Source organism: Wolbachia endosymbiont of Oryzaephilus surinamensis, assembly GCF_025617515.1.
In the GTDB taxonomy this organism is placed as follows: domain Bacteria; phylum Pseudomonadota; class Alphaproteobacteria; order Rickettsiales; family Anaplasmataceae; genus Wolbachia.
In genome coordinates, this window is the sequence record NZ_CP092526.1 from 601,037 (window position 1) to 614,152 (window position 13,116).

A 13,116-nucleotide genomic window follows, 5' to 3' on the forward strand; every position below is an offset into this window, starting at 1 on the left:
GAAATGGGATTATGTAAACTGCCCTTATTGATTTTTTAGTAGACGCCAAGTGAATTAAAATATTACGAGGTGTGTTATGATAATAGTTGTTGGTGGTCAAAAAGGTGGTACTGGTAAAACGACCATAGCCACAAATATAGCGGTGATGCGTGCTAGGGAAGGTAGAAATGTCCTTCTCTATGATCTTGACCCATTAATGCTAGCTACCTTGTGGGCATCCCAGCGAGACAAGGACAAAAGTTTACCGAAAATTAACAGTATTCACAAGGTGTTAGGCCAAATTAACATTGGTGTAGTAATCAGAAATGAGCTACAAGCTTTACAGTCCAAATATCAAGATATTATTGTTGACGCAAGAAGAGTAGATGAAACTTTAAGGGCTGCCTTATCATTAGCTAATCTAGCTATATTTCCGATTCTTCCATCTGCAGCTGATATGTTGACGTTTAACACTCTGAGCAACTTAGTTAACGGTGCTCAAAGTTGTAACAAAAACTTTCAAGCAAGAATCCTACTTAATCAAATGAATACTAATCCAGTTGTAACTAAAACAGGAATTGAAGAATGTGATGCTTTTTTAAGCTGTTTTGACAACTTAACAAGGTTCGATAGTTTTTTGAGTCAGCGAATTGCAATTTCACGTGCCTCTCGCAAAGGTATGGGTATTGTTGAATCAGACGATTTAAAAGCAATTAGAGAATTTGAATCTGTTTATGAGGAAGCCTTATCTACTGTTAGAAAACCAGGGCCAGCACAGTCAGTGTTAAGGTTGCCACCTAGTTTACATCAAAAATTGAAGGAAATAGCCTTTATAACAAAAGATACAGTTTCTAACATTGGATTCAGGGCTTTAACGGAATACATTAAAACTTTAGAGAAATAAGAAACCAATCAAAATGAAGAAGAAAGGTTTGTTTCCTTGATTGTCTTTCAACTATTTTTCTGAAGTTGGAGGTTCTATAGGTTGCTGTGTAAAAGATTAGGAAGTAGTTTTGTTAGTGTTGAAAATTACAGCTCTTTTCCTAATAGTCGGAACATGATGGAATAGGTAAAGTAGTGAGGAGATGTGAATGCCAGCAGCATATAGTTATGATTTAAGGAAAAAAGCATTGGATGTAGGGGAAAGTAGAGCATTTGTAGCCAAGAGGTTTAAAGTTAACATTCTATGAATGGCAAAAAGGTGCAAGAAAATAGGCGATTTTAAATCAAAATGTAGATCCAATAGAGCGTGATTGATATCTTGCTAGTAATAGTGTAACAGCTTTTATTAAGATATTTTTTTGCCATACGGCAGCAATAACAAAGTTAGAAAATTGATGGCTGAATATGTTGGCATTGATAAACAGTATATTATGCTTCAAGCAATATTTACTTTAGTAGCTTCTACAACTTTTTTAGTATAGCTTCTCCTTGGTGCTGTGTACCAACAGCAGTATTTGCACTTGCTACGTGTTTCTTTGTTAAAAATGCTGTACATGCTGCATTTTCTGCAAAAGAACTTTCTCCTGAGTTTGCCGAAATTATTACTGAAAAAGTAGTAAATAATGTTGAGCTCAATGCAGAAGACAACTCTCAATCGAGAAGCTACTTGTATGAGACTGTGTTATATAGCGAAACTAGATTTCACTTTTACACACCTAGATAAGGGGTAAAAGCAGATACTAGAATGACGAAATCGTTATTCTGCTACGCATTATCGCCGTATAACTATAGCTATATATGAACTAAAAAAGTAATATTCACTAGATCTTAATATTTTAGATCTATATTTCAATAAAATATTACAATTAGTATGAATGATCCATTTAAAAGTGAGGATTATAAAAAAAATCTCGATTCTCTGATCAAAGCTATAAAGCTAGGGAATTCAGAGAAACAATATGGTAAAACAGTAACAGATTTATCTCATGCTTTAGAGGGTTTTACAGATAAGGCAGAAGATGTAGCTAAACTTGTTATACGTGACGACTTGAATAATTGTGTAAAGAAGGCAAATAAAAAGCCATTAATTCTTAGGATATTCAATAGAATATTAGGAAGAGATGTTTCGATTAGGAATATAAGTAATTTTATAAAAGATAAATTGCCTCCTTCAACTGCTAGAACAGCAATCGAATATACAGATGTTATTCAAAAAATTTCAGATTTAGAGCGAATAGAAAGAAGTCAAGATAAATATAGGTCATATGGAATAAATTTAGAAAATAGACAGCAAAAGAAAAATCTCTTATATGAGCGAGAAGATTCAGGTTATGGAGGTTCATTAAACGAAGATCCTGAGTATGAAGAAATATCAAATTATCAAGAGGAAAAGAGCAAATCTTTAACAAAAGATTTGCGTAATCTACAATCAATTAAAGAGGAGCCGATTTATGCAACAATTCCTAAAGAACATATAGAAGCAAAAAGAGAACATAGGAAGAAACAACAACTTCAATCTCTTGCACCACCAAAACCACCAAGAGTACCACCAGTACCAGAGAAAATGTTTACTGCCAATCAAAAAATTAGACAAGAACCGAAAAAAGATAAACCTGCAGTACCACCAAAGCCTAAAGATTTAGGCGAAAAAGTAAGCACAGAGCAAAAAATAGTAGTGGAAAAATCAGCTGAGAGTAACCCTACACTACCACTAAAATCTGAAAATCAAGATGGTAAAGAATCAGCAAAAAAAGCTGATGGACCAAAAGTACTAGTAGTTGCTATGAAAAAAGAAGTGACTCGCGAGAGTAGTAAAGTAAAGGCATTAAAAGAAAGATTTGAGCGAAATCAAGTAAAGAACGTGTTGCCTGCTGAAAACAAAACTGCTTCAGTAACACAAACGGATATCAGTGTGAAGAGAAAACAATCTCGTTCATTTCCAGTAGGGAATAAAAAATCTTCGATCAACCATCTTGCCAGCAAAAATTTACCTTCCACGAATGTAAGTGTAAAAGAAATGGTTAAAAAATTTGAAGGGAGAAAAGGTGAAAGATAGTAATATTTGGGTATTTCCCTACTCATGAAAATTAGCTCTTATCATAACATTTTCACAGCCATAAGAGGAAGTTTTTATAAGATTGGGGCTAAAGAAAACTTGCATGTAAATGTATCAAGGTATAAAATTATAAATATTAAGAATGAATAGGTTAGTTATGAATCTTGTAACAAAATCCGCTATCGATTTTACTGCTTCGGCTGTTCTTGCTAGTGGAAAAATAGTTGATGATTTCTGTTTAAGTAAACATATAAAGGATAAGTATGCTGTCCTTTTTTTCTATCCACTTGATTTTACTTTTGTCTGTCCAACTGAGTTGATATCATTTAGCAACAAAATAGAAGATTTTTCAAAACGTGATGTTGAAGTGATAGGAATAAGTATAGATTCAAAATTTTCACACTATAAATGGCGAAACACTCCAGTTAATGATGGTGGTATTGGAGAGGTTAGCTACAATTTAGTGTCTGATATCAAAAAGTCTATATCAAGAGACTATGGGGTCTTATATGATGACTCAATTGCACTAAGAGCAACTTTTGTTATTGATGATAAATTTGTTGTACGTCATCAATCGATAAATGATTTTCCTTTAGGGCGTAATATCGATGAATTCATTAGAATCATTGATGCAATAAAACATAATGAAGAGCATGGTGAAGTATGTCCAGCAGGGTGGAAAAAAGGCAAGCCTGCGATGCAGGCAAGCGATGAAGGAGTGGCTGATTATCTAAACTCACACAGTGCAGAATTATAAATTGAGTACAAAAGTTCTTATTATTGGATCTGGAGCAGCGGGTTATGCTGCTGCTATATATGCAGCACGTGCAAATTTAGAGCCAATTGTAGTAACAGGAATGCAACCTGGTGGTCAGCTTACAATTACTACGGATGTTGAAAACTATCCAGGTTTTATTTCTATACAAGGTCCAGAACTCATGGAACAAAAGAGGTTGCATGCAGAGAAGGCGGGAGCAAGAATAATAGACGATGAGATAAAAAGTGTAGAACAACTTGAGGATTCTAATGAGTATAGATTTAGATCTTGTGGTAATGCTAGTGACTACTATTCGAATGCAATTATAATCGCAGCTGGTGCGCAAGCGAAGTGGCTTGGCCTGGAGAGTGAAAAGAAATTTCAAGGTTACGGAGTTTCGGCATGCGCAACTTGTGATGGTGCATTTTTTAGAAATAAAGTTGTAGCTGTGGTTGGTGGTGGAAATACTGCTGTTGAAGAAGCAATATTTTTAACTCGATTTGCTAAGGAAGTTATACTGATACACAGGCGTGATAACTTAAGAGCAGAGAAAGTAATGCAAGACAGGCTCTTTAAAAATGATAAGATAAAGGTAATATGGAATCATACCGTAGAACAGGTTCTTGGAGAAGAAAATCCAAAAAAAGTTACTGGCATTACAATTAAATCGACGAAAACCAATACAGTTCAGGAATTAAAAGTGGATGGAGTGTTCATTGCAATTGGGCATGCGCCAAATACAGGTATTTTTAAGGGCTTTGTTGAAATGGATCAGCAAGGTTATATAATTACGAAACCTGGAACAACTCTAACCAGTAGGGCAGGGGTGTTTGCCGCTGGCGATGTTCAAGATAAGGTATATCGCCAGGCAGTAGTTGCAGCAGGTACAGGGTGCATGGCTGCACTTGATGCAGAAAAATTTTTGGAATCATAATTAGTTCTAAAATTTTTAACTAAATTACTTGCAATTTTCTTTGTTTTTTTTATAATTATGTTAATAAATTATAGGTTGAGGAGAATTTAGTATGCTTTCGGGAAGTAATGTAGATTTTAGAAGAAGGGTTGTTAGTGATGTAGGATTACGAACTCAAAATCAAACAACTTCAGGACAATCAACAACAAAATTATTTAAAGCTATTGATGATGAAAATCTAGGGGATTTTAAGCGAGCTCTGGCAGAAGGTGCGAATGTTAATGCGTTTGATGAGGGATATACACCATTAATGACTATTATCATGGGTGGTGATGATAGTCCTACAAACTTAAAAATGATGACTTTGCTTTTACAGCACCAGAATTTAAATGTTAATATTCAAGAAGCTAAAGAACTCAATACAGCTCTACATCTAGCTTTTCGTATGGAAAATAGGAGTTTCGTACAGATGTTACTTAGACATCCTGAATTGAATCCAGTCATTAGAAATGATTATGAAGATCGTTATGGGAGCAGAAAAAGTTACACTCCTAAAGAATATATTGAACAAATTGGGAGAGAGCAGGAGAAAGATTTTTCACATCTTACAAAAGAAATACAAAAAGCACAAACAGGAAAACAATTATTGAATGCTCTTTCTCATGGAAATTTCCATGAAGCAAAAAGACTATTAAATGAAGAATTCAACCCTAATTGCTGGAAAAGAAATTTCAATGGAGAAATAGAAACGCTGCTTAGCCTGATTATCAAATCATGTTTACAAGGAATAACACAAGATAACGAGGAAGTATTGACTAAACTTTTAGAACATAAAGACCTAGATTTTAATCAAATAAAACCGATACCAGCTATAGAGCAAAATCCATGGGTGAAGCAAATAATTGAGCAAGTTATGAAGGAGCGATTAACTGATGCTATTAATAGAAAAGATTTGGGTGATGTAAAAGAATTAGTAGAAGATCACTGCTTCATAAATCGTGCAATTGTCAACGCTGTGTTGGGGAATGTTAATAATCCAAGTGAATCTATTAAAAATTATCTCAATGAGAAATTTCCTGCAAGTGCAGAGCAACCTGTAGCAAATACACATAATGTTCAATCAGAAATAAACGATGAGTTTATTGCTCAAGAATTGCAGCGACTTGAAAACCTGGAAGGTGAACTTGAAAGAACAAAGGCTCAACTTGCAGAAAAAGAGCAAGAGTTGAATAGGACCGTAGATGAAAGAACAAGAGACACTGACAAAATTTCACAGTTAGAAAAGGAGTTGAGACAAGTAAGGCAGGGTAATCAGGAAAGAATTCACACTCTCACTGATCAAGTAGCTCGACTTACTAGAGAAAAAAGTCAACTTAAAAACCTTAGAGATGAGCTTGAAAGAACAAAAACTCAACTTAGAAAAAAAGAGCAAGAGTTGGATAGGGTTGTAAGTGAAAGAGACACTAACAAAATTTCACAGTTAAAAAGGGATTTTAGTCAACAGAGATCAGAACTTCAAACTCAAAATCAAGACTTAAATAACAAAAACAGAAAACTTTCAGAAGCAAGCATTTATAATAGAAGGCAAAGTAACTATGCCTCTGCCTCTTTTGTGTTATCTGGAGCGTTTGCTATTGGTGCATGTTTAACAATATCGAATTTAGAAATATGTATTTCACTTGCTGTAGCTGCATTTGTCTTCCTTACAATTGGATGCTACTGTTCATATAAAGCAAGTACAGTACTGAGTGATGTGATAAGCACTGAATTTGGTAATGTTATCAGTTTAAGATAGAGTTAAGGTTTTTACTTCTTGTCTAAACTCTTCTGAAAATTTTTGTACATCCTGAAAATACCTTGATAATTCGAGTGAATGTAAACCTGAGTGGTTTCAAGACTGAAATAGTTGTTGTAAACTTGCTTCTATTATCTTTTAGTTCAAGAAATTAAAAGTTTAACGATGAGAATTATAATTACAGACCAAAGTAAAAAGTAGGCTTTTCCATTTGATTTATTTTTCACCTGTAATTTTTTGTCAGCTATTAGGTTTAATTTTTCTATAAGGCTAAATATTCCCTGAATTGCTTTTATGGGATAAGAGCTTTTAATTTTTTCCCTATACCCTATTTTACTTTCATGTTGATTGTTTATCCATGTTTCAACTACTTTCCACATATTGATTTCTGGATAGACTTTCCTACATGTTCCTTCTAATAAAATCATAGTTTTCTGCAGCAATAACAATTGTGTTTGAACTTTCATATCAAAATCACCAGTTATTTTTAGTAGCTGAGTAAGTAATCGAGCAAATGAAATCTTCTGTATAGGCTGTCCAACAATGGGCTCACCTATTGCTCTGCAAGCTGTAACAAAATTTCTATGCTGTGATGGAACATAACCGGCTCTAAAGTGCATTTTTGCAACGTGATCATAATCCCTATTTAAAAAGCCTTTGAGTATCTCTATAACGTAATAGCATGTCTCACGATCTATTCTACCCATGATTCCACAATCCAGGGCAATAATATTGTTATTACTATCGATCATTAAATTTCCAGGATGCATATCAGCATGAAAAAAACAATCCCTATATACCTGATTACAAAAAGATTCTATAAGATTGATAGCTATTTGCTTTCGGTTATTCAGCTTTTCAACTTCGTATATTGGTATAGCTTCCATCCATTCTAATGTTAAAACCTTTTTTGAAGTTCTACTCCAATCTATTTCAGGTACGTAGAAACCTCTGTCATGTTTAGTATTTTCCTTCAGTTCCGAAGAGTGGGCAGCCTCAAAACGTAGATCTAACTCTAATCGGCAAATTTCAGCAAAAGTTTTGACTAATTCAACTGGCTTCAGCCTTTTTGATTGTTCACTAAATTTTTCTGCAATTTCTGCAAGCCAAGAAAGCATTTTTATATCCCTTGAGAATGTTTTCTCAATATTTGGCCTCAAAACCTTTACAGCAACTTCCTTACCCTCAATTGTAACTGCTCTATGCACCTGAGAAATTGATGCTGCTGCAATTGGCTTTTCAGAAAAACTTGAAAAAATATCGCTTAATTTACAATTAAACTCACTTTCTATAGTTTTAACTGCTATTTTATACGAAAATGATGGCAATCTATCACATATCAATAGCAAGTTATTTGTTATGTCCTCATTTAAAATATCAGTGCGTGATGAAATGGATTGCCCAAATTTAATGAACACCGGACCTAATCTTTCAAGAGCACGCTTTAGTTTATGACCTTGTATTTTATTTATTGATTTTTTTGATGGTGGAAGTAAATAAGGTAACACATTGTAACGTGTTAGCACTGTAGTTATTTGCAGAAGACGTAGAATATTTTGAATCATTTCGCTGCGTAACTGCCAAATATTTCATTTATCTCCATAATTTCATCAGGTTTACCTTGATAATAGATAGTATTATTTATGCAAATTATGTAATCTGAGGATGGTAGAGCAGAGTTAAGGTCATGAGAAGTCATGAGAATCGACACTGATCGTTCTTTTGCGATTTTATTTATAATATCATAAAATTTAGATCGTGCGTTAATATCCATTGCACTGACTGGCTCATCTAAAATGATCAAATCAGATTCTGAAATTAAACAGCGTGCAAGCAGCAGTAATTGTGTTTGTCCTGCAGAGATTTCTAATACTTGATTTTTTAGGATGTTACCGATACCAACCAATTCTATTGCTTCTGTAACAATGGGTTGATTTTTCTTCAATTTCTTCGAGGAGCTATTGAAAAGGAAAGACTCAACTGTTATTGGCATCAAATTACCAATACTAAAATTTTGTGGCATATAGCTAATTTTTATATTGTCAGCGAATACAATACTGCCAATAAAACCTTTATTTATACCAGCAACTGCTTTCACTAAAGAGGTTTTACCTCCGCCATTTGGACCAAGTATTGTAACTATATCTCCTCTTTGTACTGATATGTTGATATTATCAAGAACTTTTTTGTTACCGTATGAAAGAGTAAGGTTTTCTATTTTTAGAATGCAGTTATTGACACTACTTAATTTTTTGGCAAAAATTGACTTCTTCTCAACATTTATATGAGACATTTACTGTTTTTTTTTCTATTACTTTCATTTACATTATACTACAATAGTGCCTTTTCATCCAATTTAAAAATTGTAGCTACAATCAAACCTATACACTCACTTGTAGCTTCTGTTACAGATGGAATTTCAAAGCCAGAACTACTAATGTACGAAGTAGTGTCTGAACATAACTACATGCTCAGGCCTTCAGACGCAAGTAAATTAGAATCTAGCAATATTATATTTTATATCGATGATTCTTTGGAAACATTCATTAAAACTTTCGCTAAAGAAAATAAGAAGTTAATACCGCTATCAAGTGCAATCGATCTACTTCCTGCTCGAACACATTCATTTTCTAGTCACATTCAAGATGAAAAAGATTTGCATATTTGGCTGAATCCTGAAAATGCAAAAAGTATGATACTTTCTATCAGTGCAACATTATCTAATATAGATAAAGAAAATGCCTATCGATACAATACTAACGCAGAGGAGGCTATAAGAAAGATAGACCAAGAAGTAGAAAAAATTACGAAAGAATTGGATGAGTTAAAAAATCAAAAATACATAGTTACTCACGATGCTTATCAATATTTCGAAAAATATTTTGATTTAAGTTACCCAAGCGCCATTCTTTCTATAGAAGAAGATTCTTACATAGGTATGAAGAGTTTAATGAAATTAAAAAAGGTAATGAAAGAGGAAAACGTTAAATGTATTGTTTCTCATTCACGAGAGGATAGCATAAAGCCTAATGTCTTTTCTAGTGACGTAAAAATGGTGATTCTTGATCCTATTGGATCAGATGTAGAGCCTGGAAAGGATGCATATCTAGATATAATCAGCAGCATTGCACAAAATTTCAAGTCTTGTTTCACTGAGTAATGAGTTCTTTTATCTATTCAGATAGCATTGCAAACTTAGTGCTTTCTATTCCAATCACAACTATACCGACATTATCTACCAGAAGTATATCATCCCAGTCTGGGATTCAGTTAAGTTGGTAAGCATAAAAATATTATGTTAAAGCACAACGTTCTTGATGAGATTAGGGCAAGCCAATGTCAGCTACTTGAATGACACCATTTGCTATGCCCTCAAAAATGAATGCTCGTACAGCTGTGTGCCAGCTACTTGCATCTGCTATTTTTACTCATAATTATCTTGCCTGAACGAACTTAAATTCAAGTAGTTAATCATAGAAACAAAAAAAAGAAGATAACCAATATCTTCTTTTACTCTAATTAAAAAGACATTGAATTGTAATTGTCTATTTCATCTGATATAAGCGATAATTTTATGCTCTCAAAACGGAGATTACTTGCAATATCTGTTAACTGTTCACTAAGTGTTACTTTTTCTGGTGAATGGTGTTCAGGAGCTTTAATATTTCTATTACAGTCAGCCTTACACCAAGATCTATTAATTTTTGTCAATAAATCATTACCCTCGTATTTATTTTCACACTGTCTGTGGCACAAATTAAGTAAATCAACACCATGCAATGTCAATGAAGCAGAATCTTGTGTAAATTTTACCATAATATAATCCTTAATCTTATTATATCTATATTAACATATAAATGTGAATATTATACTAATATAGTTACTTTTTATGGCAAGTGGTTTTTGGTTATTTTCTAAACTTTCTTTATAAAAACCATAGGCGCCTATTGGTTTTTAGCTAAAGTAAAGATCAAGTATCTGGAATTCTGGACATAAAATCCTCCTGTGTAAAAAAGATTAGAAAAAAAGTGCGGCGCACATACGACAGAGATTAAGTATGTGTGTGCACCTACGTACGCTGAAGAAGATACGCCACATTTTTTAATGAATTTAATGAAAAAAGTCTGCAGATAAAGATAAATTTTGAGCTCTTAAAATATCTTTTACTATGATTATAGTCAGATTTAAAATATGCGCAAGCAATTTTTTTCTGTAAAAGTTTAACAAAAGAATTCAAAAGTTTGTGAACAACCTCTAAGTGTATGGTCCCAGAGTGTGATGGTATATAGACTATCTGGATCATTTAAAGTGTCAGATCAAGTCCCATTTAAGCAATAAAAAGACCAGATCAGGACAAAAACGCTACCATTTTCAGCCCTTATTCAGGTGGCTCAATTTCCCGTAACTTATATAAGTTACCGTAATCTTTCAAAACCTCAAACAGACTTTCTCTAATGCAAAACAGTATAACTAGTGAGCAATAAGCTACACTCCTTTTAGCTGTAAGCTTTGCATGATAATATACTTACTTTAATTTTTCTTCTTTAAATAATACGTGTCTTCTGACCACTGGGTCATACTTCCTAAACTCGAGCTTCTTGGGAAGGTTCTTAGGATTACGTTTTTTTACACAAAAATAGCCTGTTAGTTTCTCTTCTCCAGTTTTTGTTGTTTTAGTTGCAGTGCTAACTAGCTTGACAAGCAAAGAAGCATTTTTTTTCGCCATAATTGTTAGTGACATAATAAACTCTATGCAAGTTTATTACGCAAAACACTGAAAGTCAACCCAATAATGCAGATCGCAAAATTCTTGACAATCAATAATATATTAAGTAGTATAAGAACATTTCAGAATGAAAAGTAGACGGTAAATAAGTGGTGAGTGATGGCAAAAGGTTATTGTTGATAGAAAGTACTACCTGTTCTAACGAGGTAAGGGTTGCCCTACTAGTTAATGGTAGGGTTGTAGAGTTTGAACAAGAATTCAAGGAAAAAAAACAATTAAGAGGTAATATATACGTTGCTTATGTAAAGCGTATAGAGCCTGCTTTGCAGGCCGTGTTCATTGAGTATGGAAAAAATAAGCAAGGTTTTTTGTCTTTTTCTGAGATATCTCTAAATTATTTTAATATTCCAGAAAAAGAGAAGGAAATTTTCCCTGATGAAGACTATTCGAGCGGTGTGGACTGTTCAAATGATAATTGCACAGAAGAAGGCCTAGATTCTACAGCTAGTAATGAATCCAGCAGTGGTTTTGTGAGGGAGGTACCTTTACATAGAAAATATAAGTTACAAGATGTGATTTCAGTAAATCAAAAGTTATTGGTTCAATTAACTAAAGAAGAACGAGGAAATAAAGGAGCTTCATTTACAACATACGTAACTTTGGTCGGTAGATACTGTGTTTTCATGCCCAATTCCATAAGTAGGGGTGGAGTATCTCGCAGAATTGAAGATACCAACGTTAGAAAACAGTTAAAGGATATATTAAATTCAATAAATTTACCAAAAGGCTCAGGTTTAATAGTAAGAACTGTTGGTGCAGGAAAAAGTAAGAAAGAAATTGAGCAAGATTACAATAATTTGACCTTATTATGGCAAAATATCCAGCAAAACTTCTCTTCTTTAAATGTTCCATCATTAATTTACAACGAAGCAGATGTAGTTATGAGATCTGTACGTGACTTTTGTAGTAATGATACAGAAATTATAGTATCTGATAGAGAAGTTTGTGAAGCGGTAAGAAAATACACTAAAAATGTGTTACAAGGAAAATTGCGTCCTAGATTATATAGAGGTTCTGTTCCAATCTTTACTTACTATCGAGTCGAAGATCAAATTTCTGAATTATATAGCAATAGAGTAGAATTGCCATCTGGTGGGTCTTTGGTGATAACCTTAACTGAGGCATTTGTTTCAATAGACGTAAATTCAGGGAAAATGACAGGAGAAGATAACATAGAAGAAACAGCTTATAGAACTAATATGGAGGCATTATCTGAAATATCAAGGCAAGCGAATCTCAGGGGCTTATCAGGGTTAATAGTTGTTGATTTTATTGACATGTTGAAACTTGAGTATTGCAAAAATGTTGAATTTGCTATCAAGCAGGCGTTTAAAGATGATAAAGCTAAAGTTCAATTTAGCTTTATCAATGACTTTGGTTTAATGGTCTTTTCAAGACAAAGAATTAAACCAAATATACAGGAAATTAATACTACAGAGTGCTTACGCTGTAAAGGTATTGGAAGAGTGAAATCAAACGAAGTGGTTGTTGCATCGATACTAAGGGATTTGCAACATATTGCTAATAAAAATCAAAATAAGTCCTTTGATTTAATAGCACGCAGTGCAGTTATAGCGCACATTTTTAATAATAAGCGTGATATGGTTTCTACAATCGAAAAAGAGTTCAATATTACATTAAATGTTAGTATTGATAATAGTTTAGATGCAGATACATTTATTTTAAAGCAAGGAGACCATATTAATTTTAATGATTATAAGCCATTGCAGAATTCTGGATGTCAAATTGTGAATAGCAGGGATAAAGAAGCTGGTAAACTACCGGGCAACTTTTGGTTAACTAAATGGCTTTCGCGCCTTTTGGGCTCTAACAACTAAACGGGACTTGTAATTAACGAGTTTTATACTTATATATTTTACATCAGATA

General features: G+C 33.4%; 12 protein-coding genes and 1 pseudogene. 8 read left to right on the forward strand and 5 right to left on the reverse strand.

All coding sequences use genetic code 11. From position 1 onward, the window contains the following. Positions 1-76: 76 nt before the first annotated feature. Positions 77-883: a nucleotide-binding protein gene (locus MJ631_RS02585; protein ID WP_214303415.1), complete on the forward strand. Its 807-nt coding sequence runs from the start codon at positions 77-79 to the stop codon at positions 881-883. 187 nt (positions 884-1,070) lie between these two features. Continuing rightward, a pseudogene (locus MJ631_RS08125) lies at positions 1,071-1,223 on the forward strand (IS630-like element ISWpi11 family transposase); the annotation flags it as partial. Between the two features lie 160 nt (positions 1,224-1,383). Here MJ631_RS08125 and MJ631_RS02595 read toward each other — a convergent pair. Further along, complete coding sequence (locus MJ631_RS02595) at positions 1,384-1,569, reverse strand: hypothetical protein (protein WP_214303414.1); 186 nt, start codon at positions 1,567-1,569, stop codon at positions 1,384-1,386. Positions 1,570-1,792: 223 nt separating this feature from the next. Between MJ631_RS02595 and MJ631_RS02600 the strand changes: the two genes are divergently transcribed. The 4 genes from MJ631_RS02600 (at position 1,793) to MJ631_RS02615 (ending at position 6,442) form a co-directional block, all read left to right on the forward strand. After that, the gene (locus tag MJ631_RS02600; RefSeq protein WP_214303413.1) at positions 1,793-2,977 is read left to right on the forward strand and encodes a hypothetical protein; all 1,185 of its coding nucleotides are present in this window, start codon (positions 1,793-1,795) and stop codon (positions 2,975-2,977) included. A gap of 157 nt (positions 2,978-3,134) precedes the next feature. Then, complete coding sequence (locus MJ631_RS02605) at positions 3,135-3,734, forward strand: peroxiredoxin (protein ID WP_007302702.1); 600 nt, start codon at positions 3,135-3,137, stop codon at positions 3,732-3,734. Beyond that, positions 3,721-4,668, forward strand: a complete 948-nt coding sequence (gene trxB / locus MJ631_RS02610; RefSeq protein WP_213863721.1) for a thioredoxin-disulfide reductase — start codon at positions 3,721-3,723, stop codon at positions 4,666-4,668. The genes MJ631_RS02605 and trxB overlap by 14 nt, the downstream gene beginning before the upstream one ends. Before the next feature lie 91 nt (positions 4,669-4,759). Next, positions 4,760-6,442, forward strand: coding sequence for an ankyrin repeat domain-containing protein (locus tag MJ631_RS02615; protein WP_214303412.1), 1,683 nt, complete (start codon positions 4,760-4,762; stop codon positions 6,440-6,442). A 143-nt stretch (positions 6,443-6,585) separates the two neighbouring features. Here MJ631_RS02615 and ubiB read toward each other — a convergent pair whose 3' ends face one another. Both ubiB and MJ631_RS02625 read right to left on the reverse strand, forming a co-directional pair. Further along, positions 6,586-8,007: a 2-polyprenylphenol 6-hydroxylase gene (ubiB, locus tag MJ631_RS02620; protein ID WP_012481747.1), complete on the reverse strand. Its 1,422-nt coding sequence runs from the start codon at positions 8,005-8,007 to the stop codon at positions 6,586-6,588. Continuing rightward, positions 8,004-8,735 (reverse strand): metal ABC transporter ATP-binding protein, encoded by a 732-nt coding sequence (locus MJ631_RS02625; RefSeq protein WP_007302706.1) that lies wholly within the window; start codon positions 8,733-8,735, stop codon positions 8,004-8,006. The genes ubiB and MJ631_RS02625 overlap by 4 nt, the downstream gene beginning before the upstream one ends. Between MJ631_RS02625 and MJ631_RS02630 the strand changes: the two genes are divergently transcribed. After that, positions 8,727-9,602 (forward strand): zinc ABC transporter substrate-binding protein, encoded by an 876-nt coding sequence (locus tag MJ631_RS02630; protein WP_127464163.1) that lies wholly within the window; start codon positions 8,727-8,729, stop codon positions 9,600-9,602. The genes MJ631_RS02625 and MJ631_RS02630 overlap by 9 nt on opposite strands. A 359-nt stretch (positions 9,603-9,961) precedes the next feature. On the opposite strand, the gene MJ631_RS02635 is transcribed toward MJ631_RS02630, so the two are convergent. Both MJ631_RS02635 and rpmG read right to left on the reverse strand, forming a co-directional pair. Next, positions 9,962-10,258: a hypothetical protein gene (locus MJ631_RS02635; RefSeq protein ID WP_007302708.1), complete on the reverse strand. Its 297-nt coding sequence runs from the start codon at positions 10,256-10,258 to the stop codon at positions 9,962-9,964. Positions 10,259-10,967: 709 nt separating this feature from the next. Then, positions 10,968-11,168, reverse strand: coding sequence for a 50S ribosomal protein L33 (gene rpmG / locus MJ631_RS02640; RefSeq protein WP_012481745.1), 201 nt, complete (start codon positions 11,166-11,168; stop codon positions 10,968-10,970). A gap of 149 nt (positions 11,169-11,317) precedes the next feature. Between rpmG and MJ631_RS02645 the strand changes: the two genes are divergently transcribed. Continuing rightward, complete coding sequence (locus tag MJ631_RS02645) at positions 11,318-13,066, forward strand: Rne/Rng family ribonuclease (RefSeq protein WP_052264748.1); 1,749 nt, start codon at positions 11,318-11,320, stop codon at positions 13,064-13,066. The last annotated feature ends 50 nt before the right edge of the window (positions 13,067-13,116 follow it).